A 26088-nucleotide genomic window follows, 5' to 3' on the forward strand; every position below is an offset into this window, starting at 1 on the left:
CGGGGGAGTACGACGGCGGCGCCTACTTGGCGGGTTCGGTCTCCACCGTGATTTCGTCGTCTTCACGGCCGGGGGTGCGCAGGTTCCAGCGCTTGATGACGAAGGAGAAAAGGAAGTAGTAAACCACCGCGTAGCCAATCCCGATGGGAATGAGCAGCCAGCCGTTCTCGGACTTGCCGAAGTTGAGCACGAAGTCGATCAGGCCTGCGGAGAACGTGAAGCCGTGGTGGATGTCCAGCGCGTTCACCAGTGCCATCGAGGTTCCGGTCAGGACCGCGTGGACGATGTACAGCGGGAAGGCCACGAACATGAAGGAGTACTCCAGCGGTTCGGTGATGCCGGTGAAGAACGCGGTCAGGGCGCTGGAGAGCATGATGCCGCCCACTACCTTCTTCTGCGTGGGCTTGGCGTGGCGCCAAATGGCCAGCGCGGCCGCCGGCAGGCCGAACATCATGATGGGGAAGAACCCGGTCATGAAGATTCCCGCGGAGGGATCGCCGGCGAAGAACCGGTTGAGGTCGCCGCGGACCAGTTGGCCGGAGGCATCGGTGTAGTCGCCGATGAGGAACCATACGCCCGAGTTCAGGATGTGGTGCAGGCCTGCCGGGATCAGCATGCGGTTGGCGAAGCCGTAGAGGCCGCCGCCCGCCACCGCGTTGCTTGACACTGCCTCGCCCACAGCGGAAAGGCCCGCGTTGAAGAGGGGGTAGAGCAGTGCCATGGCGACGCCCACCACCAGGCTGGTCACGGAGGTCAGGATGGGCACCAGCCGGCGGCCGCTGAAGAACCCGAGGAAGTCAGGCAGCTTGGTGCGGTAGAAGCGCTGCCAGAGCATCGCGGACAGCAGGCCCACCACGATGCCTGCGAGGACGCCGTAATTGATGACGGCAGGCTTCCCGGCGGGGTCCACCTGGCCGGCGAGGACCAGCGGGGACATCGCCTTGAACACGCCATCGATCACCATGTAGCCAACCACGGCAGCCAGGGCGGTGGAACCGTCGGCCTTCTTGGCCCAGCCGATGGCGATGCCCACCGCGAAGATCAGGGGCAGCCAGGTGAAAACAGCGTTGCCGGCGGCGGAAATGACTGCTGCGCCGCCCTCAAACCCGGGGATGGCGCCAAGCAGGTCCGCCTGGCCGATGCGCAGCAGGATGCCCGCCGCAGGAAGGACCGCAATGGGGAGCATGAGGCAGCGGCCAAGGCGTTGCAGCGTGGCAAAGGCCCGGTTCGGCTTCTTTTCAGGAGCCAGGGCTTGGGTGTCGGACGTTGACATGGATAGCACCTCTGCTGGGTCGGGTGGGGGCTTGTGAAGAGACCATTCAAGCCGGTACTGTCTGGTTATGACCAGTTCAGTGTGATTCACCCCACCAGTGCCTGTCAAGAAGGCATTTTGGGAAGGCCCCGGGGCTGAGAGGCTCCCGGAGGTGGACCCGCCGGCGGGGGAGCGCCATCATTGGTCGCACCGGGTCCACCGGATTCGGATCGTCTAGGAGTGCCTGACCAGGCACCGGCAGAAAGGGCAGTCATGTCCAAAGCAGAAAAGATCATCGAAGGCCTTGGTGGCGCCGGCAACATCGTCGAGGTGGAGGCCTGCATCACCCGGCTCCGGACTGAGGTGAAGGACGGCTCGCTGGTGAACGAGGCGACCCTCAAGGCGGCGGGCGCCCACGGTGTCCTGGCGGCGGGAACCGCAGTCCAGGTTATCGTCGGTCCCGAGGCCGACACGCTCGCCGAAGACATCGAGGACCTCCTCTAGTGGCGGATTCCCTGGTGGTTAATTCCCCGATCAGCGGCACCGTTATCCCCCTGGCGGAGGTCCCGGATCCGGTATTCGCCGGCCAGATGGTCGGCTCCGGCGCTGCCGTGGAGCCGCCCGCCGGTGAAACCTTCGACGTCGTATCCCCGGTTTCCGGGAAGGTGATCAAGCTGCTGCCGCACGCCTTCGTGGTGGTTGAGAAGTCGGGACGCGGCATCCTGACTCACGTTGGCATCGACACGGTCAAGCTCAAGGGGGACGGCTTCACCCTGCTTATTGCGCAGGGCGACACCGTGGACGCCGGGGCCCCGGTAATGCGCGTTGATCCGGCCGCCGCGCTGGCGGCGGGGTACTCCATGGTGAGTCCCGTCGTCGTACTCGATTCCAAGCCGGACACGGCAACGCTCGCCGCCAGCGGCACTGTGGCTGCCGGCGCAGGACTGTTCACGCTGGACTCCTAGAGCCGCACTTCCATGGTGAGTGAATACCGGTCCGAGCGGTACCACGAGCGGGAGTGCTCGATCGCCAGCGGGCCGGAGTAGGAAACCCGGTCAAACGCCAGGACCGGCGCTCCGGTCCCGGTGCCGAGGAGTGCCCCGACGTCCGCCGGGGCACCCTCGGACCGGACCGTCTGGCGCGCCCGGTCGATCTGGTGGCCGAACTGCGCGGCCAGCGCCTTGTATACGGAGCCGGTGAGGTCGATGTCCAGGAGGCCCGGGGCGTGTGCGGGGTTGTACCAGGCGTCGTCCACGCTGACGGGACGGCCGTCCGCCAGGCGGAGCCGCTTGAGGTGGATGGCATCCGCGCCCGGGGCCAGGCCAAGGGCCTCTGCGGTGTCCTCGGGGGCCGGCGTGGTCTCGGCCGCCAGGACCACCGTGCTGGGAACGTGGCCCATCGCTTCCATTTCCTGCGTGAAAGAGGCGAGGTGCAGCGTCGACTGGACCGCGGAATCGGCCACGAATGTTCCCTTGGCCGGAACGCGCACCAGGTGGCCTTCGTTCACCAGGCGCCCCAGTGCGGCGCGTACCGTGATCCTGCTGACGCCGTAGGCGTCCATGAGGGCGCGCTCGCTGGGCAGGCGGGCGCCCGGCTCCAGCTCCTCCTTGGCCAGCTTGAGGATGATCAGGCGCAGCTGCTCGTGCTTGGGGACCTGCGAGTTGTTGATTGATGCCGCCAATTCGGTCCCTCGTTTTCGTGGAGCGGTCCGGAGAGGACCAGTACAACGGATTATTACACATTGCCATCGTGGGGACCGGTGCTAATCTATAGACACTAAGCATGCTTCCTATTTCGAAGGGGTGTTACCTGATGCGAAAAGTACCAGCGCTTGGATTGACTACTGCGGCACTGTTGGCACTGGCGGCCTGCACCGGCGGTGGCGGCGGTTCGGCCAGCCCGTCGGCGCCGGCAGAGACGGAAGGCGCAGACGCCAAGGTCTACTCGGAGGACGAACTCCGTGAGCTGATCTCAGGAATGCAGGACGCGGACGGCAACGAGCTGAAGCTCTACTCCAAGGAACAGGTGGACCAGGGCGGCAACATGGCCAAGCTCCTCCTCGGCACGGCGAAGGTGGACCCGGCCGATTGCAAGGACATCGCCACTGCCGGCCTGCTGGAGAGTGTGGAAAGCGGCTCGGTGGCCGTTGCGCTGTCCGAGGGGGACGAGCCCCGCAGCCTCTCCGCGCAGTCCGGCAGTGACGGCCCGGATGCCGTGGAGGCCCTGCGCGAGGTCAGCGGCAAGATGGGCCAGTGTGCCAAGTTCACCGTGGAAGCGGTGGGCCAGAAGTATGAGGTCACCAGCGAGGAGCTCGACGCCGAGACGGACGCTGAGGAAACCTTCGCTACCACCAGCACCAGGACCGGTGCCGAGCAGGAGCAGCTGATGCAGGTCTCCGCCGCGGAAGGCCGGCTGCTGGTCGTGGCCACCAAGAGCGGCTCGAACCTCGATGACGAGGACAAGAAGGAACTTGAGGACCTGGTCAACGAGGTCCTCGCGAAGGCCGACGGCGGCGGCGCCACTTCCAGCCCCGAAGCCACCGGGACGTCGGGGTCCACTGAGTCACCCTCGCCTGACGTCACCGTCTCGCCTGCCCCGACCGGGGATGAAACTGAAGGCGCAATGACGGTTTCGCCGTCACCCACAATGTCCAACTGATAGGCAGCAGGAAGGGCGGGCGGGGCCTTTTCGGCTCCGCCCGCCCTGTGCTTTTTCCATGAAAGGCAGGACCATGAGTACTCCCGACAAGCAGCACCCTGAACGTTCCCAAGCGGCCAATATCCGCGAGGAGCAGCAGGCCCACGCCCCGGGGACTGTACCGCCGTCGTATGTGGGGAGCGGGGAGCCCGGGCAGGAGCCCAAGCCCGAAGAAGCCCTTGATGACTCCGGCACTTGGGACGGCGACGCCTAAAGTCCGGATTTCAACCCGGCCGGCAGGGCTACCGGCAGACGCTGCTGAAGGTGTTGCTGGCTTCCTGGTAGCCGGGGGTCAGCTCGGCGAGCTTGTCCTCGTCGGGCGTTTCCTTAGCCTGTTCGTCCGTGTATTCCAGGATCGAGCCGAGCGGCTCCTTGAGGTCGTCCGAGGCGACCGCGTGGATGGGGCGGATCTGGTTGGCCAGCATGTTCATGCCCGTCTTGCCGGCTGCGTTGGCCGGGCTGGAGAGGACCACCTGGACCCGCTCGCAGGTTTCAGCGTTGGAGAGCTGGTTGGACGGGGAACAGGCGGTGGCGGAGGCCACGAGGCCGGCAGCGATCAGGGTGGTGGCGAATTTCTTCATGGTTCCCTCAGTAGTCGTTTGAGGTTTCGATTGTAAGCAGAACCCTCCGCACACAAGGCAACGCGGGGTCGCCTCCGGCCCACTAATGGGGGTTTATGCGGCCGGAGATGACCCCGCGTTGCAGGGGGATGGGGGTTAGTGCTGACCGAGGTTGCCGCCGACGGGCGGGACGCCGCCGTCGTCCCGGGCCCCGCGCTCGCGGCGCTCGCCGGCGCTCAGGTTTTCGCCTTCCAGGGTCTCGTCAGACTCGCCTTCCACGTCCACCAGGCCGTTGGTCTGGTCGAACGCGTGGCCGATCCGGTCGTTGCCCAGGTCGGCGACCGAACCGGACGGGCCGGCTGCCGCCGTCGTGCGTTCCGGCGCTGCTGTGGTGTCCGTCGTCAGAGGGGTGACCGTGGCCGGTTCGCCGACGGCGACTGGCGTCACCGTTTCATCGGCGGCTGCGGAGGCGTCCTTGTTGCTGGCTGCGCTCATTGCAGCGGCTGCGCCGGCTGCAGCTGCCACGCCCGCCGCGGCCACCTTGCCGGAAACACCGGCCTTGCCCGAGTCGCCGAGGGATCCGGCGGCGTGTTCGACGCCGGGTGTGCCCACGGTGGCGCCCGGGTTCACCGTGCCGCGCCAGGCGCCGGAGGCGTAGCCTTCGTCCTCGATGAATTCCTTGAACCGGTTGAGGTCCGCTTCGGCCTGCCGGTCCACCACGTTGAGCTTGTCGCCTACCTTCTCCACGACGCCCTCGGGCTCGTACTCAAGGGTCAGCCGGATGGAGGTTTGGCCGCCGCCGACGTCTTCGAATTCCACGGCACCGGCGTTGGTGGCACCCTCGGTGGCTGCCCAGGCCACCTTGCGGTCCGGGACCTGTTCCAGGATGCGGGCCTGCCACTGCCTGCGGACGCCGCCGATTTCCGCGACCCACTCCAGCCGGTCGTCGCTCAGCTGCTGGACGCTTTTTACGCCGCCCATGAAGTGGGGGAACTCCTCGAACTGGGTCCACTGGTTATAGGCCGTGCTCACCGGTACGTTCACCAGAATGCGTTTTTCCACCTTCGTGCTCATAACGTCTCCTTCGCTTGTTACCGGGGGTCTGACGAACACTCAACAATTCATCAGTATGCTTACCATACCTTCCGCGCGCGATGGATTCCAGAGGCTCTCTGGCCGGGCTTGAGGTTCTGTGCTGGACTGGGGGTGCAGTGCATCAACCGCCGTCCACGGGCGGCACCTTTTCCAGTCATCATGCTCAGCCGGCATGCCGGCGCAGTGGAAGGAAACCAAATGGCACCGTACAAGATCGGCTATTTTGTGGGCAGCCTGGCCAGCAACTCCATCAACAGGGTCCTCTCCAAGGCACTCATTAAGCTCGCCCCGGAGAACCTGGAATTCACCGAAATTCCCATCAGGGACCTCCCGCTCTACAGCCCCGACTACGACGCGGACTTCCCCGCGGAAGGCCGCGAACTGAAGAAAGCCATCGAGGCCTCCGACGGGATCCTGTTCATATCGCCGGAGTACAACCGCTCCGTCCCCGGCGCACTGAAGAACGCCATCGACTGGGGATCCCGCCCGTGGGGCACCAACTCCTTCGCCCGCAAGCCCACGGGCATCATCGGCGCTTCGCCCGGCAGCATCGGCACCGCGGTGATGCAGTCCTCGATGCGCAGCGTCCTGAGCTTCCTGGATGCGCCGCAGCTGAATGCCCCGGAAGCCTACGTCCACTTCGACGCCGCAGTGTTCGCGGACGACGGCGACATCAAGAACGAGGGGACGGCGAGCTTCCTGCGCCACTACATGGAGGAGTACGAGGCTTTCGTTGCCCGCGTCCTCGCCGCCAACGCACCGGGCCACATTGGCGACCGGCAGACGGATTCCGCCAAGCTCACCCGCTAGCCGCCGTTAGCCGTCGGGGCGGGCCGGTCGCAACCGGCCCGCCCCGCACAACCTCCGGATGCCCGCCACGCCATTGAGGCGGGCACCCGAGTCTCTGCTTCAGCCGGCTAGTCCAGCGGAAGCGTCACGCTTACCTGTGCACCGTGTCCCGGGCTGGTGGAGATGTCGACGGTGCCGCCGACGGATCGGACGGCCACCGACATCAGCCGCAGCCCGTACCCGTGGTGCCGCCCGCTGACGGCAACCTGGGAGTCAAAGCCCGTGCCGTCGTCGGATACCACCAGGCGGATGCCGTGGTCCACGGCGGCAAGCCGCACCGTCACGTGCTCCGCGTGCGCGTACTTGTAGGTGTTGCTGAGGGCCTCGCGCGCCGACTGGTAAAGGAGGAACGCGCAGTCCGCCGGTATCTCAATGCCCCAGTGCGGAGTGTCCCAGCGGACTGCGGTTCCTTGCTCCCGGAGGGGCCTTGCGAGCCGGTTAATGCAGCCGGCCAGCCCCAGGGTGCGGAAATCGGGCGGGTACGGGTCGGTGAGGACGCCACCTACCGTGCTCACCTCTGCCTCAAAACCTGCCGCGATCCCCATGACTTCCTGCTCCCCATTGCTGGTTTGTCTGATGGCACCAGCGTGGACCCGGAAGTGCAAAGGGAGGCAAGGAATCCCTCAAGATCCGATCAAATTTTTGCGGGCCGGAGCTGGCGCTTTTCCGGCTGCGGGCTGTTAGCGTGGAGGCCCATCCACTGTAGGAGGAACCATGACCATTGAATCCCCGGACTCATTGCCCGAAGGCGAGTCGCAGGACATCACGGCCACCACCGATGCGGAGAACGACGGCGGGATCCCCGCCGGTGCGGGCGGCGTGGGCCTCGGCGCCGATGACACGAAGAACACCTTCGAACCGGAGGAAGTCCCGCACGGGTTGGAAAAGCCCGAGACGGACTGACGCTCTGACCACAGCAACGCGGGGTCACTTCCGGTCCAATAACGGGTGGTTATCGGCCCCGAAGTGACCCCGCGTTGGGGCGTGCCAGGGTTTACTTCAGGTCGAAGCGGTCCAGCTCCATGACCTTCGTCCAGGCGGCCACGAAGTCGTTGACGAACTTCTCCTTGGCGTCATCGCTCGCGTAGACCTCGGCCAGTGCACGGAGCTGCGAGTTGGAGCCGAACACCAGGTCCACCGGGGTTGCGGTCCACTTCAGCTCGCCGGTGGAAACGTCCGTGATCTCGTAGACGTTTTCCTCCGACTCCGACGCCTTCCACTTGGTGCCGGGGGAGAGCAGGTTGACGAAGAAGTCGTTCGTCAGGACCTGCGGCTTGTCCGTCAGCACGCCGTGGCCGGACCCGCCGATGTTGGTGCCAAGCGCCCGCATGCCGCCGATAAGCGCCGTCATTTCCGGCGCGGAAAGGTCCAGCATGTAGGCCTTGTCCAGCAGGAGGGTTTCCGGCTGGAGCTTCTCGCCGGGGCGCACATAGTTGCGGAATCCGTCTGCCCGCGGCTTCAGGTACTGGAACTGCTCGACGTCGGTCTGGTCCTGGGCCGCGTCCGTGCGTCCCGGGCGGAACGGCACGGTGACCGGGAACCCGGCATCTGCCGCTGCCTTTTCGACGGCGGCGCAGCCGCCGAGGACGACCAGGTCAGCCAGCGAGACCTTCTTGCCCCCGGGCTGGGCGGAGTTGAACTCCTGCTGCACGCGCTCCAAGGCTGCCAGCGCCGTCGTAAGCTGCTCGGGTTCGTTGACCTCCCAGCTGCGCTGCGGCTCCAGCCGGATACGGGCGCCGTTGGCGCCGCCGCGGCGGTCCGTCTTCCGGAAGGTGGATGCGGCAGCCCAGGCGGTGGTTGCCAGCTGCGAGACGGAAAGGCCCGAGTCCAGGAGCTTTGCCTTCAGTACCGCGATGTCCTCGTCGTTGACCAGTTCGTGGTCCACGGCGGGAACGGGGTCTTGCCAGAGCTGCGCTTCGGGGACCCAGGGCCCCAGCATGTGCGGGCCGACGGGGCCCATGTCGCGGTGCAGCAGTTTGTACCAGGCCTTGGCGAAGGCCAGCTGGAACTCGTCCGGGTTTGCGAGGAAGCGGCGTCCGATGGCTTCGTAGGCCGGGTCGAAGCGCAGGGACAGGTCCGTGGTGAGCATGGTGGGCCGGTGCTTCTTGTTGGGGTCGTGGGCGTCCGGGATGATCTCCGGGGCGTCCTTGGCAACCCACTGGTGGGCGCCGGCGGGGCTCTTGACCAGCTCCCATTCGTACTCGAACAGGATCTCCAGGAAGCGGTTGCTCCACTGGGTCGGTTTGTCTGTCCAGGTGACTTCGAGGCCGGAGGTGATGGTGTCCCCGCCCTTGCCGCTGCCGTAGGTGCTGAGCCAGCCGAGGCCCTGCGCCTCGAGGTTGGCGCCCTCAGGCTCGGGGCCGACGTGCGCGTCGGCGTCACCGGCACCGTGGGTCTTGCCGAACGTGTGGCCACCGGCGATCAGCGCGAAGGTCTCTTCGTCGTTCATGGCCATCCGCTTGAAGGTCTCCCGGATGAACGCTGCCGCGAGCTTGGGGTCCGGGTTGCCGGCCGGGCCCTCGGGGTTGACGTAGATCAGGCCCATCTCGGTGGCTCCGACGTCCTCGGCCATCTGGCCTTCGGCGACGTAGCGTTCGTCGCCGAGCCAGGTGTCCTCCGGGCCCCAGAAGATCTCTTCGGGCTCCCAGACGTCCTCGCGGCCGAAGGCGAAGCCAAAGGTATTGAAACCCATCGACTCGAGCGCTACGTTCCCGGCGAGGACCAGCAGGTCCGCCCACGAGAGCTTCTGGCCGTACTTCTGCTTGACGGGCCACAGCAGGCGCCGGGCCTTGTCCAGGTTGGCGTTGTCCGGCCAGCTGTTCAGCGGCGCGAACCGCTGGCTGCCGTCCCCGGCGCCGCCGCGGCCGTCATGGACGCGGTAGGTGCCGGCAGCGTGCCAGCTGAGGCGGATCATCAGGCCGCCGTAGTGGCCGAAGTCCGCCGGCCACCAGTCCTGGGACGTGGTGAGGACATCGGTGATGTCCCGCTTCAGGGCCTCGAGGTCCAGCTTCTGGAATTCCTCCCGGTAGCTGTATCCCGCGCCCAGGGGGTTGCCCTTTGGGCTGTGGGCGTGGAGTACGGAAAGGTCCAGCTGGTTGGGCCACCAGTCCGCGATGGTCCGGGGCCGGTGTGCCTTGGGCTGCGGCGAATCAATGGCCGGGTTTTCGCTCTCGCTGCCGTGCGAGGTCACGCTGCTGTGGTCCACCGGGCAACCGCCGCTGGCCTTGCTGTCCAGGCCTTGGGCGCTTCCGGGTGCGGGGACCGGAGGGTGTTCCGGGCGATCGGTCATGTGGTTCCTTCCAAGTGGCCGAGGCCGTGGCGCGGACTCGGGCGGCCGGTTCAACCCTCCCATTTGAACATGGACAGGGGTGCGCGGGGGAACGACGTTAAGCCTGCATTTCGCTGCCGTGAAGACGGCGGCGCGCGGCCTCACTGGTCACGCAGCTACCCCGCACTCACTGACCGCCAGATCGGCAAGAACGTCAAGGTCCACGTCCACACCCAGCCCGGGGCGCTCGCCAACCCGGACCTCCGGCAGGACATAGGTAAGGTTCCCCGGTTCCCGCGCGAACTTCACGGGTCCGGAGAGCTCGGTGGACACGATGTTGGGGTGCGACAGGGCGAGGTGGAATCCTGCGGCTGAGGCGATGCTGGTTTCCAGCATTGAACCGATCTGGACCCTGATGCCGCCAAGTTCGGCCTGGGTGGCAAGGCGGTGGCACGGCGTGATTCCGCCGCTCTTCATCAGCTTCAGGTTGACCATGTCCACGGACCGGTCCCGGACAAACCGGACCAGGTCCGCGGCGTCCACCACGGACTCGTCGGCCATGAGGCGGGCACCGGTGGCCTGGCGCAGCAGTTTGAAGCCATCGATATCGTCCGCGTGGAGAGGTTGTTCCACCCATTCAATCCCGAAGGGTTCCAGCGCGGTGATCATCTCCCTTGCGGTTGCGGGATCGGACCACCCCTGGTTGGCGTCCACCCGGATGGCCAGGTCCGTTCCGATCGCTGCCCGGACAGCCCGCACGCGTTCAACATCCAGGCCATCACCGCCGCCAAGCTTCATCTTGAGGTGCCGGTAGCCCTGGCTCCGCGCCTGCACTGCCTGGCTGGCGAGGGTGTCCGGGGCCAGGATGCTCATGACCCGGGCGATGGTCGGCTGTTCGGGGCGGCGCCCGCCGAGCAGGCTGTAGATGGGACGGCCGGCCGCCTTCCCGGCGAGGTCCCAGCAGGCAATGTCGACGGCGGCCTTTGCGGCTCCACAGCCCTTGAGCGCCCTGTTGAGCTGCTGGTGGACGGCGGTGATATCCCGCGGATCAAGCCCCAGCACCGCTGGAATCAGTTCGGTCCGCAGCGCTTCGACGGTTCCCGTGGGCGTCTCTCCGGTGATGTGCCCGTCCGGGACGCTTTCGCCGTACCCGGTCAGGCCGTCGTCGGTCTCCAAAGTGAGGATGACACTGGGCATGGAGGAGTAGCTGTCGTAGGACACCACGAACGGTTCCAGCAGCGGAAGCTCGATAAGGGTGATGGTGGCGCGGGAAATCTTCAATTCGTGGCTCACAGTTCGAAGAGGGAAGACGGTTCGGAGGGGGAGAGAGGCAAGGAAGCGGTGCTACATCACGCTTTCAAGGAAGGAGATGGTCCGCGGGTTCTGAGGGTTGTCCAGCACCTCTTCCGGGGTCCCTGACTCCACCACGACGCCGCCGTCCATGAACACCACGCTGTCCCCGGCTCCGCGTGCGAAGCCGATTTCGTGGGTGACCACGATCATGGTCATCCCGTCTGCTGCCAGGGTGCGCATGACGTCCAGCACATCTCCGACGAGTTCCGGGTCAAGGGCGCTGGTCGGCTCGTCGAACAAGAGCAGCTGGGGATCCATGGCCAGTGCGCGGGCTATGGCCACGCGCTGCTGCTGCCCGCCCGAAAGCTGCGCCGGATAGGCCTTGGCCAGGTGGGCCAGACCCACCCTGTCCAGCAGTTCCATCCCGCGCTTTACGGCGTTTGCCTTGGGGATCCTTTTGACCCCCACCGGCGCGGCCCAGATGTTCTCCAGGGCGGTCATGTGCGGGAAGAGGTTGAAACGCTGGAACACCATCCCGATGCCACGGCGTTGCCTGGCCACTTCGCGGGGGCTCATTTCGAAGATTCTGTCCTGGCGCTGTGCGTAGCCGACCAGCTCGCCCGCAACGGAGATCCGGCCGCCGTCGATCCGTTCCAGGTGGTTGATGCATCGGAGGAAGGTGGACTTGCCTGACCCGGAGGGACCGAGGAGGCACATGACCTCACCGCTGTTGACGGTCAGCGAGATGCCTTTGAGCACTTCAACGCCGCCGTAGTGCTTCCTAACGTTGCTGGCCACGAGGAGCGGCTGCAGTGCCGGGCCGTGGCCAGGCCTGGGAGAGATCAGTGCCTCGGTCATGACTGGTGTCCTTTCGGTGCTTTCGGGGCCGTTGCGGGGCCGGGGGCAGGTGGCCTGCCCAGCATTGCCCTGATCCTGGCCAGTGGAGTGGGAGCCTGCTGCCGGGCGTTTCCCCGGCCGTAGTGGCGCTCCAGGTAGTACTGGGGAACGGACAGGACAGAGGTGAGGAAGAGGTACCAGCAGCTGACCACGACGAGGAGTTCCACCTGGCGCAGGTTCTGCGACGAGATCTGGGTGGCCACGGTATAGAGCTCCAGTACCGCGATGACCGAGAGCAGGGAGGTGTTCTTCAGCATCGAGATGGTCTCGTTGCCCATTGGCGGGATGATGACCCGCATGGCCTGGGGCAGGACCACCCGGAAGAGGGTGAAGGCCGGGGACATTCCCAGGGAGGATGCGGCCTCGTGCTGGCCGGCGTCCACGGAGAGCATCCCGCCGCGGATGATTTCCGCTGAGTAGGCGGCCTGGTTCAGGGTCATGGCCAGCAGGCCGGCGGTGAAGGCCGGGACCAGGGTATTGGTGTCCACCGAGAAGACAGTGAAATCTGTGAAGGGAATGCCCAGCGAGATCTGTGAATACAAGAGTCCCAGGTAGCCCCAAAAGACCACCTGGATCAGCAGCGGGGTGCCCCGGAAGACCCAAACGTAGAACCAGGCGAAGGCGTTCATCACCGGATTCCTGGAGAGCCGCATCACGGCGAGGAACACGCCCAACACCGTGGACACCACCATGGACACCACGGTGAGGACAATGGTCAGGCCCACGCCGCCGAGGATCCGGGGATGGAACAGATAAGTGCCGATGGTGCCGTGGTCGATGTTCGGGTTGGTCCACAGCGAGGACGCCAGTGCGGCGGCGCCCAGGGCAAGCAGGGCAGCACCCACCCAGCGCCAGGGGTGCCGGAGGGGCACGGCTACGACGTCGTCCTGGCCGCCGCCCTGGCCAGGCGTGGTTCCGGAGGCGGCAGGCTGCTGGCGGGGTGTTGCGACGGCGGGGTTCATGGCTTGCCGCCCAGGTTCAGTCCTGCCTCCTTGACGGTGTAATCGGACAGGCTGTATTTGGCCAGGATCCCGTCGTAAGTGCCGTCGGCGATGAGTGACTGGAGGGCAGCGCGCAATGCCTTGGAAAGATCGGCATCCTTCTTGAGGACACCTATGCCGGTGTAGACGGGGTTGTATCCGGCCGGGTTCGAAGGGTCTTTGACGATGTCGAAGATCTTTCCACCGCCGGCGGTCGTCGCGGCATACGCGGCTACCGCCGAGTCGACGACGTCGGCCGCGGCCTTTCCTGAACGGACGGCTGTTTGGACGTCGGTCTCCAGCGGCAGCTCGGAGATCCTGATGGGGCGGGAGCCCTTGTCCCGGCACTGCTGGTCATAGGTCCGGAGGATTTCGGCCTGGACCGTGGCCTTTTGCACGGCGACGTCTTTGTCGCAGAGGTCCAGGACGGTGGTGATGTTTCCGGGGTTTCCTTCGGGGACCAGGATTGAGAAGCCTGCGTGGAAGTAGTCCACGAAGTCAAGGGTTTCCTGGCGCTCGGGAGTGTCGTTCATCCCCGACATGATGATGTCGTTCTTGCCTGACTGAAGCGAGGGGATGATGCTGTCGAATGCCTGGGTCCGGAGCTCCAGGCGCACGCCCAACCTGGCTCCGAGGGCCTGGGCGAGATCGTAGTCCAGGCCCGTGAGTTGCTGGTTCTCGTCGAACATCTCCATGGGCGGATACGGAATGTCGGAGGCTACGTTGATGACGCCTGCGCTTTTGTATCGCTCGGGCAGGGCGGCCGCGGCAGCCTGATCAACGGCTCCTGCCGAAAAAGTGTTCGTGTCGCTGGCAGGTGTCGCGCCTGCCGAGCAGGCGGTCAGCCCCGTTGCGAGTGCAAGGCCGGCGGCAAAGGCGACCGTGCGGGCTGTTACTGGTCGGGATGTGATGCGCATGGTGCTCCTCTTGGGGTGGGGTTAGGCCTGGTTTGGCGGGGTCAGTTTGTACCAGCCGCTGCGCGTGACGCCCGATGCGTGACGGCCCGAGGCGAAGGCATGTTCTAAGATTTCCCGCACGAGCACGCGCCACCGGGCAGCGGCGTGGGGGTCCGAGCTGCGGAGTGCCACGATGTCCTGCGGAGCCCGGCACCAGAGGGTTCCGCCGGATTCCAGGAGGACAGGCTGAGCGTCGGGGCCGTATTCGAGGACGCGGGCAAGGTGGTCAGGCGGAAGTTCAGGCTCGGCGTGGATGCCGAGCGAGGCATCCGTGCTCCGCTGGGAGGTAAGTGGCCATACCGCCACGAGGCGGTCGGTTTCGTCGTTGGCGTTGATGTCATCCTGCATCTCGCCGTAGAAGTTGCGGGCATATTCTGATGCGGTCGCTGCAAGCTTGGTGAGGTTGAAGCGGGCATTGCGGCTAACCAATGGGTCAAAGGTCCAGGTCATGGTGTCTATGCCCCGGGCCAGGGACCAGGCACGCTGGTGTTGTTTGAGGGCGAAGCCAACCCCCTTGTCGCCGGTGCCCGGAAGCACGCCGGCGATCAGCGAGTAGGTTGTCCTTCCGCCGGGAGCCACGATGCCCACCGCCGCTCCACAAAGCTGACGTGCCTGGTTGTAGGCCGCCGATACATTGCACCCGGCATGCGAAATGCTGCGCAGAAGGTCGAATGGTATGGGGGCTCCGTGCGGTGACATGCCCCAGATGGCAATGAGCAGCGCTTCCACGTCCCGGAGCCGGTCGCGGTCGTGTTCGTCCACCACCAGGACACCTGCCCTGGATGCTGCTGCGGTTGCTGATTCTGAGGCCTGAAGCGCGGCCGGGCCAGCGTCAAGAGTAAGTGACATGCGTCAACTATCTGCTGCGCCGGCAGGTGGCGGCTTCAGTGCGAACAACGAACGTTAGCTCTTCTTCTTGTGTCCCGGCACTATGGATGTGAAGCTTGGGTCTTATGATCGAGGCCACCCGTCGAAACGACAGCGTCCACCTCAACCACCTGCTGAGGATGCTTGAAGACACCGGACTGGTGCTGGCCTCAGGGGCGGTGCCGCCACGGATATCCCTGATGAGTCCCGCCCTCTACGACCCCTTCGTGCCGCTGGAAGGGCTGCGGGGAGGTGTTCTGCTCGGGATCGGGCTGCACCCCGCCCAGCCGGGCACTGCGGGCGTGATCCGGGATGCGGCGCAAGCCGGCTTTGCCGCAGTGGTGGTCAAGAAGCTCAAGCAGGACATCGGACCGCTCGCGGAGGTGGCGGACGGTGCAGGCATCGCCCTTTTGGTGCTGGACGACGACGTGCGGTGGCGGCATCTCAACGCCCTCCTGGATTCAGCCCTCAATGCCTCCGCAGATGCCGGCAGCACCGTTTCACCGCTGGGGGTGGGGGACCTTTTCGCCCTGGCAAACGCCATTGCGGCGATGGTCGGCGGGGCCACCAGCATTGAAGACCTGCAGGAACAGGTGTTGGCATACTCCACGCTTGCGGACCAGCCCATCGATGACGACCGGCGCCGGGGAATCCTGGGCAGGCAGGTTCCCTACCTGCCTGAAAATGCCGTGCAGTACGCGTCGGTTTTCCGGTCGTCGGGGGCGGTTCGGATCGAAGGCGTGCGTCCCGCCATGGACAGGATGGCCATAGCGGTCCGGGCGGGTAAGGAGCCCCTGGGGTCCATCTGGGTGGTTGACGCCAAAGGCGACCTCGATGCGGATGCCGAACAGGCCCTGGAGCGTGCCGCGGACATCGCCGCCCTCCACATGCTCAGGGCCCGCTACAGCCATGATCTGGCACGCCAGCAACGGGCGGAGCTGCTGCGCAGGCTGCTTGAGGGCGGGGACGACGCCGTTCTGGTTGCCGAACAGCTGGGACTACGGAATTCGGGCCCTTTTTCGGTGGTCGCTTTCCAGCCTGGGGCAGGTCAGGCAGCCGAAACTACGCTCGCTCGGGTTGTGGATCTGGTGACCACGCAGTGCGAAGCCCACGGGCAGGGCGGCCAGTGCGTCCAGGTGGGTTCCACTATCTACGCAATATTCCCCGCGGTGGATGCTTTGTCCGTGAACTCAATCGAAGTCCTTTCCAGGAGGCTCAACGAGCGTGCCAGGGCGTCGCTGGGCGTGGAGCTGCGGGCGGCGGCGGGACCGGCCGTCGACGCCGTCTCGGAGGTCAGCCGGTCACGGCACGATGCGGATCTTGTCCTTCTCATGCTCGCTTCGGACGGTTCCCTGGGTACGTACGCCGGTGCAGGGGAGGTCCGCAGCCGACTCACCCTCCTGCAGCTGGCTTCGACGTTCCGTGCGGCACCGCACCTTCTGTCCGCTGCCGCACGGAGGATCAACGAGTACGACGCCGGTCACGGCACCGGATATGCGCTGACGCTGCGGACCTACCTCGACTGCTCCCGCGATTCCGCAAGGACGGCGGCGGCCTTGTCCCTGCACCAGAACACTCTTCGGTACCGCCTCAAGCGACTGCGCGAGCTCTTCGACGTGGACCTGGACCAGCCCGAGGACACGCTGGTCCTGTGGCTGGGCCTGCATGTGCTCGAACTAAACTAGCTGGGCGAGCCGGCCGGAGAGACCCTGTCCGAGCGGGTACTCCAGCGCTTCCCTCCGGCTCAGGTGGATACCGGCGATCATGCACCGTACCGACCCGCCGGCCAGTTCGATCGTGGGAACGTCGACGGGGAGCATCGTGCAGCTCCGCTGGATCACGTCCTTCTGGTCCCCGGTCAGGCTCCTGTAGGCCCTGCCTGACAGGACCAGAACCAGTCCGTCCCTGCCCTGCAGCTCTATGGCATTCCCGGCGAATTCCTTGATCTGGTGAGGCGTCAGGTCGACGACGGCACGCCCCGATGACGCCAGGCGTTCCACCACCTGCTGACGGCGGACCTCGGAGCGGATCAGGTCCAGGCCCACCATCGCGAAGTCCGTGGCCACGCACATCATGACGTTCGTGTGGTAGATGGCGGTGCCGTCCGGATCGGTGGCATCGAACAGCATGGGTTCATAACCGAAGTTCGTGCAGAACCGCTCCAGGGCCACCGGATCTGCCCGGTGGGACCTGGCGACGTAGGCTACCCGGTCCTGGTGGTCCAGAACCATGGCCCCGGTGCCCTCCAGGAACACGCCGTCCGGCTCCAAACCCGAATAATCGATGACATCCTGCACCCGGTACCGGCTCTTCAGGAATTCAACGATGTCCGACCGGCGCTCGCGCCGCCGGTTCGGGACATACATTGGGAAGACCGCCACGTGCCCGCCCGAATGGGTGGACAGCCAGTTGTTGGGAAACACGCTGTCCGGGCGGGTATGGTCCTGGTCTTCGAACAGGTGCACCACGACGCCTGCGGCCTCCAGAGCCTGGGCCAGACTGGTTACCTCCTCATACGCCGCAGCGGCAAGCATGTCCGTGTGCAGATGCTCCCCGGTGGCCTGGAAGGCATTGTCCGCCGCGGTTTCCGGGTTGGGGATGAACCGGTGCGGCCTGATGAGGATGACCGAGGAAGGGGCTTGGACTGACACGGCGCTAGGAACCGACCGGAGAAAGGGCGCCCACCAGGCCGAAGAGGTCCTTGGGGTCCTCCGGGTTGGCCACGAGGTCAATCTCTTCAAAGAAATCGGACTCCTTCACCGCATCCCGGACATAGCGGAGGGCGGAGAAGTCCTCGATGGCGAAGCCCACAGAGTCGAAGATGGTGACCTGGTCAGATGCTGTGCGCCCGGCGGCTTCCCCGGTCAGGACCTGCCAGAACTCAGTCACGGCAAAGTCCGCCGGCATCTGCTGGATCTCCCCTTCGATCCGGGTCTGCGGGGTGAATTCAACGAACACCTTGCCCAGTTCCAGGATGGCGGCGTCCAGTTCGGTCTTTCCAGGGCAGTCTCCGCCGATGGCGTTGATGTGGACGCCCGGACGGATCATGTCTGCGCTGAGGACAGTGGCGTTGGCCTTGTCCGCGGTGCACGTGGTGATGACGTCGGCGCCCTGGACAGCGTCTGCCGCCGAAGACGCGATGTAGACGTCAAAACCCAGCGGCGATGCATTGCGGACCAGCTTCTCCATGGCGGCGTGGTCGGTGTCCCAGACCCGGAGGGTGGTGATTCCGAGGGCCGCCTTGAACGCCAGTGCCTGGAACTCCGACTGGCTGCCCGTGCCGATCATTGCCATCACAGTGGAGTCTGGCCGGGCAAGCCTTCTGCCGACCATGCCGGAGGTGGCTGCCGTCCGCAGGGCTGTCAGCAGTGTCATTTCGGTGAGGAATGTGGGGTATCCGTTATGGACGTCCGCCAGGACTCCGAAGGCGGTGACCGTCTGGAACCCCCGGGCAGGGTTGGAGGGATGGCCGTTGACGTATTTGAAGCCGTAGGTCTCGTGGTCGCTCGTGGGCATGAGTTCGATGACGCCGAACGGGGTGTGGCTGGCTACCCGGGGAGTTTTATCGAAGGATTCCCAGCGGCGGAAGTCGTCCTCCAGGTAGTCCATCATTTCGGAGATGATGGTTTCGGTTCCGGTGCGGGCGGCCCACCGCACCATGTTGTGAACATCGACAAAACGCGTCATTGCGCTCCTTTTTCAGTGTGAACAAATTGCTGTCCTCACGGTATTGGCCGCCGATATGCAACCACAATGAGCGATGAGCCTATCTTTTGCTGGAAATTTGGACAGTTAGCTGCGGTAGTTTTGGCATTCTGCAAGACTTCGCCGCGGGCGTGCTGTTACCTCAGGACCGAGCTGAGCAGCAGGCTCGTTTCGCTGTTCATGATTCCGTCTACGTTGCGGATCCTGCCCAAGACGTTGTCGAAGGCGCCGAGGTTTTCGGTGGCCAGTTCGGCCACGAGGTCCCAGCCTCCGTTGGTGGTGTGAAGTGACGTGATTTCGGGGAATCCCCGAAGTTCCCGTATGACGTTGTTTGCCGACCGGCCCTCCACCTCGATGAGGGTAACGGCGCGGATGGCGAGCGGATCGGCTTCATCCCGGACCCTGGCGGTGAATCCCACGATGGTCCCGGCGGCCAGCAGCCGTTCCAGGCGGCTGTTCACGGTCGCCCTGGCAACGCCGAGTTTGCGGGCGAGGCTGGCAACCGGGGCGCGCCCGTCCTCGCGGAGGGCGGAAAGAAGCTGACGGTCCAGATCGGTCAGGGTGGTCATGGACACAATGTACAACCGCGCCAGCAATCCGTGGCCAACAGCGTGCTTAACTCGCGCGAAGCCGTCCCGGAGATGGGAACGGACCTGCTTCGATTTTGGAGGAATTTCTGTCCGCCACGACCGATGCTAAAAATGCCCTTGGGCGCTGGCAGCTACGGTCTTTTCATGTAGCTGCCAGCACCTTGTCCGTGGTTAGGAAACGACGAGAGTGCCGTCCACAATGCCTTCGAGTTCGTGGAGGCGCGGCAGTGCTCGTGAGGTCAGCAGCTGCTCGCGGACCTCGGCCGAGAGCGCCAGGCTGTCCTTCCAGAGCGAGCGCCCGGCCATGGCGCCGCCCGCCCCGTTGGCGACGGCGATCTCAACCTGCCTGATGAACGTTTCGTGGTCAACGCCCGCGGAGAGGACAGCCCAGGGCACACCTGCGGCTGCTTCCGTGACAGCCGCACTGGCTTCGGCTGATCCTGGGTACTGGAGCTTAAGGACTTTGGCGCCGCACTCAACGGAAAGACGTGCCGCGTCAGCTACCAGTTGAGGGAAGTTTGCGGCGTATTCGTCCTCGCTTTCGTCCTCGAGGCGGTAGACAAGGATTTCGACGATAAGAAGGAGGCCTTCGGCGGAACACTCGCTGACCAGCTGGCGGATCTCTTCTGCGGTACGGGACGTGGTGTCCTGGAGGTCCGGGCGCATGTACCACAGCATCTTGGCGACATCGCCACCCAGTTCCCGCACTTTGCGCGGGGTCATCCCCGGGACGAACTTCGTGAAGCGCAGGCCGTCGACGGTTTCGAAGCCGGAGGCGTCCAGACCGACGACGAGGGCAGTGTCGCGGGCGAGGATGCCCTCATCCGCTACACGGGGGAGGGCGACCTCGGGGTCGAGGAGAATTGCCGGTGCGGCATTTCCCAGGAAGCGCACCAGGTCTGCTTTTGCATCCGAGAGTTCTTGCGCGGTGATTGAGTTCGGTCCTCCCGGAGCGTCGTTCATGACGGCCTTCATGCCGTTGCGCTGATCGGCGGCGACGATGAGCATTTTGCCGTTCGATGTCGAGATGGCAGCCATTCCGCGGCGTTCAAGGGTTGTAAGTTCGTTCACTGGGTACTCCTGTTTTGATGGTTGTGGTGTTTCGGGGCCCGCCTGTATGGGGGAGCCAGGTTGAGCAAGTGAGCCACCGAGCTGGGTTTTGGTGACCCGGCGCAGGGGACTACCGGTGTGGCATTGCACGGAAGCTCAGTGCACTGCTTCCCGAATGACGAGGTCCTCCAGGAAGTTGTTGATCTGGTCGGTCGGGGCGAGTAGCCCGTCGATCCGGATGTGTTGCACACCGGGAGGGCGCGTTACATCGGATGAGAGAAAACGTTCGGGTTCCTTGATCTTCTCGAGGTCGCGTGCGGCTCCGCGGAGCTTCATGCGGGTTACGACCTCCTGCGCGGGAGTGTCCATCCAGGCGAGGTGCACGCGTGAGTCCGGAATCGCCAGGCGTTCAACGAGCCGGGTCCATGCAGCCGGGAAGGTGCGTTCAGAGGTGAAAGGGGCCACCACCACGACGCTGTTGCCCAAGCTGAGATTCTCACGGGCGGTGTCGAACAGGCACGTGTACCGGATGTCGTTCACGCTTGCCCGGACTGGGGGCTCCGACGTCGGCACGTCGACCAGAAACTCCCCGCCCATGTATTCGAACAAAGGGTTTGTGAGTGTGTCGAGGTCGAGATAGGTCCACCGGAGTTCATGGGCGAGCCCCTGCGCGAAGGTTGTCTTTCCGCTGGCGGGAACTCCGCAGACGACGATCGCTTGGCCGGTTGGTTCTTCTGACATGGGAGTAGGGTCCGTTCGGTTTGCTGGTGGGTCGTTTCATGGGGCTGTCTGCTGTGCCGGCGTCAGCGGCTGGAGTATCCGCCGTCGATTGGCAGCGAGACGCCGGTGATCATGGAGGCCGCGTCACTGAGCAGGAAGACGATGGGTGCAGCGATTTCCTCAACGGTTGCCCACCGCCCCAAAGGCATTTGTTCGAGGAAGGGGCCTTCGATGTCCGTGCTTCCCCAGTACCAAGCGGACATCGGTGTCATTACCACAGTGGGGTTGACGCTGTTGACGCGGATGTTGTGCTTGCCCAGCTCCAACGCGGAAACCCGGGTGATGTTGTCGAGGGCAGCCTTGGATGAGCCGTAGGAGATATGGCCGGGAAGGGCGACCAGGCTAGCCTGGCTTGAAACGTTCACGATGGAGCCTCCGTTGCCCTGTCGGATCATGGAGGGTACGGCGTATTTGATCACCAGGAGGGCGCCACGGGCGTTGATGTTGATGACCTTGTCGAAGACGTCGATATCGGTGTCCTGCGGGGTAGCGATTTCGCCGCCGAACCCGCCGCAGTTCACGACTCCCCACAGATCCAGGCCTTCAATGGCATCCCTGATGCCGTGCTCATCCGTTAGGTCGAAGGCCAAGGGTTGTGCACCTGTTTCGTCGCAGAGGGTGGCGAGTGAGTCGAGGGTCCGTGCACAAGCGATAACCTTGGCCCCAGCCTTCGTAAGCTGCCTGACGGTCTCGGCTCCGATCCCCCCGCTTGCTCCGGTCACGAGAACAGGGCGGCCATCAAAGCCGATCGTGTTTTCGTGCTCTTCGGGGCTGTTACTGGTTCTTGAGTTCATGACGTTCTCCTTGCTGGTACGGAAAGGTCGGTGAGGTTTTGGACGGCCATCCGGGCGCCGGAGTTTTTCAGGGCTTCGCTGGCTTGCCGGAAGGCTGTGGTGAAGCGTTCGTTTTGTCCCAAGTCGGCGAAAATATCGGTCAGACTGAGGAAAGAGCCCGGAAAGACTTGGTTGGCGCGGGCAGCTGCCTGAAGTTCGCCGAGCCGCCGATCGGTAATTTCGACTGGTGCCCCCTGTTCGTCGGTGCCTTCAAGGAACTGTGACCAAGCCGCGATGACGAGGACAGCACGGTCGATGGGTCCTCCGAGTTCGAGCTGCTTACGGATTACAGGTAGAAGGAATTTAGGGATTCGTTCGGAGGCGTCAACCATCTGGCGGGCCAGCGTGTCCCGGATGGCCGGATTGGAGAAGCGATGGAGCAGCTCTGTCCGGTAGGCGTCCAGATCGATGCCGGGAACAGGGTGCAGAGTTGGTGTTGCTTCCTCTTCCAAGTAGCCCCGGATGAATTCGGTGAATTGTGGATCCGAGCAGACCTCATGAACGTACCGATAGCCAGCGAGATAGCCGAGATAGCTCATGACCTGGTGGCTGGCGTTTAGCAACCGTAGTTTCATCAGTTCGTATGGTTCGACGTTGTCCACCATTTGCACTCCCACCTCTTCAAGCGGGGGGCGGCCGTTTGCGAAGCTGTCTTCAAGGACCCACTGTTCGAAAGGTTCGGCCACGACTGGCCATGCGTCCATCAACCCGTAGTTGCTGGAGACGGATTCGTGGTCGGCGTTCGTCGTTGCGGGGGTGATGCGGTCAACCATCGAGTTTGGGAACGTGACGTTCTCGCTGATCCAGTCTGCTAGTTCAGGGTCTTTGAACCGAGCAAAGGACACCAGGGCCTTCCGTGCGGTATCGCCGTTTCCTCGAATGTTGTCGCAGGACAGGACGGTAAAGGGGGGCGTTCCTTCTTCGCGCCGTCGAATCAGGGCCGCGGTGATGAGGCCGAACACGGAGCAGGGGACAGCATCGGTCTGCAGGTCCTGGAGGACGTCCACGGCATGAGGTTCGAATTGACCTGTGGTGTCGTTGATGCTGTAACCGCCCTCTGTAACGGTGAGGGAGACGATGCGTGTAGCAGGATCAGCGAGTTTAGCTATGACTGCCCGGGGATCTTCGGGGGCAAACAGGTATTCCGTAATTGAACCGATGATCTCTGCGGTTTCGGTGCCGTCGGACGCCCTGAGCACAAGGGTGTAGAGGCCGTCCTGCCCTTGGAGGGCGTCGCGCATTTTTGCATCTGAAGGCAGAACGCCAACACCACAAATTCCCCAGTCCCTCGAGCCGCCCCGGTTCAGGAGTCTGTTGATGAACATGGCCTCGTGGGAACGGTGGAACCCGCCCACTCCGAAGTGGACGATGCCGGTCTTGACGGCTGAGCGGTTATACGAAGGAACTGGCAGTCGATCGGCAAGTCCTGGGAGGGAAGCCTCGTTCAGGGACATCATGTCTTTTTTCCTTCATGAAAGGTTGTTTGGGGGCTGTTGCCCGCCGTGAATGCGGGCAACAGCCCCTGCGATTTAGCTGCTAGCAGGAGGACTTGTAGACGTACTGGGCGCCCTCGCCGCCGATGTTCTCGGCCGTGATCTGCTTGAATCCCGTCTGGATTTCTTGTTGCGTGGTTTCCCCCTTGATTGCCTTGAGGGCCTGCTCCACGCCTTGGGTTCCAATGGAAGACGGCTCCTGGGCGATCAGTGCCTGGACGACGCCGTCCTTAAGCTGCTTCACCTGAGCCGGTCCGGCGTCGAAGCCAACGATCTTGACCTGGTTCTGCTTGCCTGCCTGACGAATACCCGTGGCTGTTCCCTCCGCCGCAAATGTGTTTGCGGCAAAGACGCCTACGATGTCTGGATCTTTGGCCAGAGCGGCGGAGACGAGCTTGGCGGCTTCTGCAGGATCGTTATGGCTGTACTGGACCCCCAGATACTGGAAAGAAGAGTCGGCTTTCGCTCCTTCCTCGAACCCCGCCACCCGGGCATCTGCTGTGGACACTCCGGGATCGGTGGAAATCACGAGTACTTTTCCGCCGTTGGGATTGAGGTTTTTGATCGCTTTGAAGGCCTCCAGGCCTCCGCCCTTGTTGTCTGAAGCGATTGAGGACGATGCGAAGGAGGGGTCTTGTACCGTCGTGTCAACCAAGACAACTTTGATGCCGGCCGCAGCAGCTGCCTTGAGAGGTGCCTGCATCGCTGCCACGTCAGTGGGGGCAATGAGTATCGCGTCTGGCTTCGACGCCACAACGGAATCAACAATGGGCTTTTGCAGCGTTGGGTCGAACTTGGCCGGCCCCTGGGTGTTGACGGTGGCTCCCGCGGATTTTGCTGCGGCATCAATCCCGCACTGCATGCTGACGTAGAACTCATCGCCGGCGACACCCTGGATGAATGCCAGCTTAGGTTGTGTCGTTCCGGAGGCGCCTGTGGTTGCGTTGCTGCTGGCGCAGGCTGAGAGCGACGATGCGGCGAGTACGCCCGCAGCGAGCAGGGTGATCTTAGGGGTCAACTTCATTGTCTAGCTCCTCATTGCTTTGATGTGGTGGGGATAAGTGGGTGTCTAGTTGGATCGGGGACCAAAAAGTCTCTTCTTGCCCTTTTCTTTGACGGAATGGCCCCGCGCTGCCGCCGCTCTGCGCCGCTGGTCGACGTAGACGGCGGCGACGAGGACTGCGCCAACGGCGACCTGCTGCCAGAAAGGCTGGACTCCGACGATCACGAATCCGTTTTGCAGCACGGCCGGGATAAAGAGGCCCACGACGGTTCCGAAGATGGTGCCAACGCCGCCGAAAAGGGAAGTACCACCGATCACAACGGCAGCGATTACGTTCAGGTTGGTTGCCGACTGCCCGGCGATCGCCGTTGTGCCGTACTGGGCCAGTGAAAGAATGCCCGCGACGCCAGCCAGCGCGCCAGACAGGGCGTAAATGGAAATCAATTGGCGGTCGACCTTCACTCCCACTCGACGGGCCGACTCTTCATTGGAGCCGATGGCGAAGGTGTAGAGGCCAAACCGGGTTCGATGCAGAACGATTCCGAAGATCACAATGAGCACCAGCGCGATGAGGGAAATCGTCGGCAACGTGGTTCCGGGGACGTTCCCATAGCCGATGGTGTCCTGGAGTACGGCGGGAACTTCCCGGATGTCAACGCCGCCGGTAATGACCTGGGCCAGTCCGAGGGCGCCACCAAGCGTGCCCAGTGTGACAATCAGGGGCGGAACCTTTGCCTTTGCGATGAGCACGCCGTTGACCAGGCCCCATCCGAGTCCGCAACCGATGGAAACGACGATGCCAACAAGTGCCGTTCCCCATCCTGCGTCACCCATGGCCTGCATGACCTTCGCAGCTACGACGCCCGAGAAGACAAGGTTGGAACCGATAGACAGGTCTATGCCCGAGGTGACGATAACGAACGTCATACCAATGCCGAGGACGCCCAGGATGGAAACGTTCTGGATGATCTGGCGGACATTGCCCCAAGTGGGGAACACATCGGGTGCCATGGCAGCGAAGATCAGAAAGATGACCATGAGTACGAGCAGGATCTGGAACGACTGGACCTGAAGTACCTCCCGAAGGGAACGGGTACGTGTCAGGGCGCTGGGAGTTCCTGCTGTGCGCGGGGTGACTTCGGTGGTGGTCATGATTGTGCTCCATCAAGGGCGCCGGTCATTGCGCCGACTAGTTCTTCCACAGACGTTTTCTTTGCTTCATAGGTGGCTACACGGCGTCCTAACCGGAGCACCTGTACACGATCGGCAACGTCGATGACATGCGGCATTGAGTGGCTGATGAAGACGACGCCTACACCTTTGTCCCGGACACGGCGGATCGTATCGAGGACGTTCCTGGTCTGCACGACGCCAAGGGCGGCTGTTGGTTCGTCCAGGAAAATGACGCCTTTGGCCCAAGCCACGGCGCGCGCGATTGCAATGGCCTGCTTTTGACCCCCTGACATACTGCCGACCGGGTCCGTAAGGCTGCGCACTGTGGCGCCCAGCTCGTCAAAGGCCACCCGGGACTTCAGCCGCATTGCCTTGTTGTCCATGAATCCGAGCCGTCCCTCGAGGCCGGTTTTGAGGATCTCTCGGCCGAGGAACATGTTCTGGGTCGCGTTCAGATGAGGTGCCAGGGCAAGGTCCTGGTAGACGGTCTCGATGCCCAAGCTGTTTGCATGACTTGGGGAGGCGAGTTGGACTTCACCGCCGGCGAAAAGGATCTGGCCTGAGTCGAGGGCAAGGTTGCCCGAAAGGGCCTTCACCAGCGTCGATTTTCCAGCGCCGTTGTCGCCAATCAGGGCAACGACTTCGCCGGCGTTGACGTCGAAGTCCGCCCCGTCGAGGGCGCGCACGTTGCCAAAGCTGCGGGTCAGGCCGCGTGCTTCAAGAACGGGAATGGTATTCATGGTCTGG

Annotated in this window: 28 protein-coding genes; 7 read left to right on the forward strand and 21 right to left on the reverse strand. The window is 64.0% G+C overall.

Features of this window, described 5'->3' with window-relative positions:
* Positions 1 to 22 precede the first annotated feature (22 nt).
* On the reverse strand, positions 23 to 1273 hold the full coding sequence (locus ACIQCN_RS14580) for a PTS transporter subunit EIIC (RefSeq protein WP_400605168.1): 1251 nt from the start codon (positions 1271 to 1273) through the stop codon (positions 23 to 25).
* A gap of 252 nt (positions 1274 to 1525) precedes the next feature.
* Here ACIQCN_RS14580 and ACIQCN_RS14585 point away from each other — a divergent pair, with 252 nt between their 5' ends.
* Complete coding sequence (locus ACIQCN_RS14585) at positions 1526 to 1756, forward strand: glucose PTS transporter subunit EIIB (RefSeq protein WP_159829126.1); 231 nt, start codon at positions 1526 to 1528, stop codon at positions 1754 to 1756.
* Complete coding sequence (locus ACIQCN_RS14590) at positions 1756 to 2217, forward strand: PTS glucose transporter subunit IIA (RefSeq protein ID WP_400605164.1); 462 nt, start codon at positions 1756 to 1758, stop codon at positions 2215 to 2217. The genes ACIQCN_RS14585 and ACIQCN_RS14590 overlap by 1 nt, the downstream gene beginning before the upstream one ends.
* Here the strand turns inward: ACIQCN_RS14590 and ACIQCN_RS14595 are convergent.
* The gene (locus tag ACIQCN_RS14595; RefSeq protein ID WP_400605162.1) at positions 2214 to 2933 is read right to left on the reverse strand and encodes a GntR family transcriptional regulator; all 720 of its coding nucleotides are present in this window, start codon (positions 2931 to 2933) and stop codon (positions 2214 to 2216) included. The two genes, ACIQCN_RS14590 and ACIQCN_RS14595, sit on opposite strands and share 4 nt — an antisense overlap.
* A gap of 131 nt (positions 2934 to 3064) precedes the next feature.
* On the opposite strand from ACIQCN_RS14595, the gene ACIQCN_RS14600 reads away from it, so the two are divergent.
* Positions 3065 to 3910 carry a hypothetical protein gene (locus ACIQCN_RS14600; protein WP_400605160.1) on the forward strand — a complete coding sequence of 282 codons (846 nt, stop codon included), beginning with the start codon at positions 3065 to 3067 and terminating at the stop codon, positions 3908 to 3910.
* 73 nt (positions 3911 to 3983) lie between these two features.
* Entirely contained in the window at positions 3984 to 4163 is a 180-nt protein-coding gene (locus ACIQCN_RS14605) for a hypothetical protein (RefSeq protein ID WP_400605158.1), read from the forward strand.
* A gap of 28 nt (positions 4164 to 4191) precedes the next feature.
* Here ACIQCN_RS14605 and ACIQCN_RS14610 read toward each other — a convergent pair whose 3' ends face one another.
* Both ACIQCN_RS14610 and ACIQCN_RS14615 read right to left on the reverse strand, forming a co-directional pair.
* Entirely contained in the window at positions 4192 to 4530 is a 339-nt protein-coding gene (locus ACIQCN_RS14610; protein ID WP_400605156.1) for a hypothetical protein, read from the reverse strand.
* 135 nt (positions 4531 to 4665) lie between these two features.
* Positions 4666 to 5583, reverse strand: a complete 918-nt coding sequence (locus ACIQCN_RS14615; RefSeq protein ID WP_400605154.1) for an SRPBCC family protein — start codon at positions 5581 to 5583, stop codon at positions 4666 to 4668.
* A gap of 219 nt (positions 5584 to 5802) precedes the next feature.
* Between ACIQCN_RS14615 and ACIQCN_RS14620 the strand changes: the two genes are divergently transcribed.
* A complete protein-coding gene (locus ACIQCN_RS14620) occupies positions 5803 to 6414 on the forward strand; it encodes an NADPH-dependent FMN reductase (RefSeq protein WP_400605153.1) in 612 nt (203 codons plus the stop codon).
* A 107-nt stretch (positions 6415 to 6521) separates the two neighbouring features.
* Here ACIQCN_RS14620 and ACIQCN_RS14625 read toward each other — a convergent pair whose 3' ends face one another.
* On the reverse strand, positions 6522 to 6998 hold the full coding sequence (locus ACIQCN_RS14625; protein WP_400605151.1) for a sensor histidine kinase: 477 nt from the start codon (positions 6996 to 6998) through the stop codon (positions 6522 to 6524).
* Between the two features lie 169 nt (positions 6999 to 7167).
* On the opposite strand from ACIQCN_RS14625, the gene ACIQCN_RS14630 reads away from it, so the two are divergent.
* Positions 7168 to 7356 carry a hypothetical protein gene (locus ACIQCN_RS14630; protein ID WP_400605149.1) on the forward strand — a complete coding sequence of 63 codons (189 nt, stop codon included), beginning with the start codon at positions 7168 to 7170 and terminating at the stop codon, positions 7354 to 7356.
* A gap of 91 nt (positions 7357 to 7447) precedes the next feature.
* Here the strand turns inward: ACIQCN_RS14630 and katG are convergent, their stop codons facing one another.
* The 6 genes from katG to ACIQCN_RS14660 form a co-directional block, all read right to left on the reverse strand.
* Positions 7448 to 9742 carry a catalase/peroxidase HPI gene (gene katG / locus ACIQCN_RS14635; RefSeq protein ID WP_400611555.1) on the reverse strand — a complete coding sequence of 765 codons (2295 nt, stop codon included), beginning with the start codon at positions 9740 to 9742 and terminating at the stop codon, positions 7448 to 7450.
* A gap of 147 nt (positions 9743 to 9889) precedes the next feature.
* Positions 9890 to 11014 carry a mandelate racemase/muconate lactonizing enzyme family protein gene (locus tag ACIQCN_RS14640; protein WP_400611557.1) on the reverse strand — a complete coding sequence of 375 codons (1125 nt, stop codon included), beginning with the start codon at positions 11012 to 11014 and terminating at the stop codon, positions 9890 to 9892.
* 51 nt (positions 11015 to 11065) lie between these two features.
* On the reverse strand, positions 11066 to 11872 hold the full coding sequence (locus ACIQCN_RS14645) for an amino acid ABC transporter ATP-binding protein (protein WP_400611559.1): 807 nt from the start codon (positions 11870 to 11872) through the stop codon (positions 11066 to 11068).
* Positions 11869 to 12873: an amino acid ABC transporter permease gene (locus ACIQCN_RS14650; protein ID WP_400611561.1), complete on the reverse strand. Its 1005-nt coding sequence runs from the start codon at positions 12871 to 12873 to the stop codon at positions 11869 to 11871. Before ACIQCN_RS14650 ends, ACIQCN_RS14645 begins: the two co-directional genes overlap by 4 nt.
* Positions 12870 to 13808 (reverse strand): ABC transporter substrate-binding protein, encoded by a 939-nt coding sequence (locus ACIQCN_RS14655; protein ID WP_400611563.1) that lies wholly within the window; start codon positions 13806 to 13808, stop codon positions 12870 to 12872. Before ACIQCN_RS14655 ends, ACIQCN_RS14650 begins: the two co-directional genes overlap by 4 nt.
* 21 nt (positions 13809 to 13829) lie before the next feature.
* The gene (locus ACIQCN_RS14660) at positions 13830 to 14696 is read right to left on the reverse strand and encodes a hypothetical protein (RefSeq protein WP_400611565.1); all 867 of its coding nucleotides are present in this window, start codon (positions 14694 to 14696) and stop codon (positions 13830 to 13832) included.
* Positions 14697 to 14800: 104 nt separating this feature from the next.
* On the opposite strand from ACIQCN_RS14660, the gene ACIQCN_RS14665 reads away from it, so the two are divergent.
* Entirely contained in the window at positions 14801 to 16399 is a 1599-nt protein-coding gene (locus tag ACIQCN_RS14665; protein ID WP_400611601.1) for a PucR family transcriptional regulator, read from the forward strand.
* Here ACIQCN_RS14665 and ctlX read toward each other — a convergent pair.
* The 10 genes from ctlX to ACIQCN_RS14715 form a co-directional block, all read right to left on the reverse strand.
* The gene (gene ctlX, locus ACIQCN_RS14670) at positions 16391 to 17365 is read right to left on the reverse strand and encodes a citrulline utilization hydrolase CtlX (RefSeq protein ID WP_400611567.1); all 975 of its coding nucleotides are present in this window, start codon (positions 17363 to 17365) and stop codon (positions 16391 to 16393) included. The genes ACIQCN_RS14665 and ctlX overlap by 9 nt on opposite strands.
* A gap of 4 nt (positions 17366 to 17369) precedes the next feature.
* Positions 17370 to 18401 (reverse strand): ornithine cyclodeaminase, encoded by a 1032-nt coding sequence (locus ACIQCN_RS14675; RefSeq protein ID WP_400611569.1) that lies wholly within the window; start codon positions 18399 to 18401, stop codon positions 17370 to 17372.
* Positions 18402 to 18556: 155 nt separating this feature from the next.
* Positions 18557 to 18988: an Lrp/AsnC family transcriptional regulator gene (locus ACIQCN_RS14680; protein WP_400611571.1), complete on the reverse strand. Its 432-nt coding sequence runs from the start codon at positions 18986 to 18988 to the stop codon at positions 18557 to 18559.
* Between the two features lie 192 nt (positions 18989 to 19180).
* The gene (locus ACIQCN_RS14685; protein WP_400611573.1) at positions 19181 to 20080 is read right to left on the reverse strand and encodes a hypothetical protein; all 900 of its coding nucleotides are present in this window, start codon (positions 20078 to 20080) and stop codon (positions 19181 to 19183) included.
* Positions 20081 to 20215: 135 nt separating this feature from the next.
* A complete protein-coding gene (locus ACIQCN_RS14690) occupies positions 20216 to 20800 on the reverse strand; it encodes an AAA family ATPase (RefSeq protein ID WP_400611575.1) in 585 nt (194 codons plus the stop codon).
* 62 nt (positions 20801 to 20862) lie between these two features.
* Entirely contained in the window at positions 20863 to 21633 is a 771-nt protein-coding gene (locus tag ACIQCN_RS14695) for an SDR family oxidoreductase (RefSeq protein WP_400611577.1), read from the reverse strand.
* Positions 21630 to 23129 (reverse strand): mannitol dehydrogenase family protein, encoded by a 1500-nt coding sequence (locus tag ACIQCN_RS14700; RefSeq protein ID WP_400611579.1) that lies wholly within the window; start codon positions 23127 to 23129, stop codon positions 21630 to 21632. The genes ACIQCN_RS14695 and ACIQCN_RS14700 overlap by 4 nt, the downstream gene beginning before the upstream one ends.
* Positions 23130 to 23208: 79 nt before the next feature.
* Positions 23209 to 24189, reverse strand: a complete 981-nt coding sequence (locus tag ACIQCN_RS14705) for an ABC transporter substrate-binding protein (protein WP_400611581.1) — start codon at positions 24187 to 24189, stop codon at positions 23209 to 23211.
* Positions 24190 to 24234: 45 nt separating this feature from the next.
* Entirely contained in the window at positions 24235 to 25320 is a 1086-nt protein-coding gene (locus ACIQCN_RS14710; RefSeq protein ID WP_400611583.1) for an ABC transporter permease, read from the reverse strand.
* Entirely contained in the window at positions 25317 to 26081 is a 765-nt protein-coding gene (locus ACIQCN_RS14715) for an ATP-binding cassette domain-containing protein (RefSeq protein WP_400611585.1), read from the reverse strand. Before ACIQCN_RS14715 ends, ACIQCN_RS14710 begins: the two co-directional genes overlap by 4 nt.
* Between the last annotated feature and the right edge of the window lie 7 nt (positions 26082 to 26088).

Source organism: Pseudarthrobacter sp. NPDC092424 (genome assembly GCF_044754925.1).
Classification (GTDB): Bacteria; Actinomycetota; Actinomycetes; order Actinomycetales; family Micrococcaceae; genus Arthrobacter.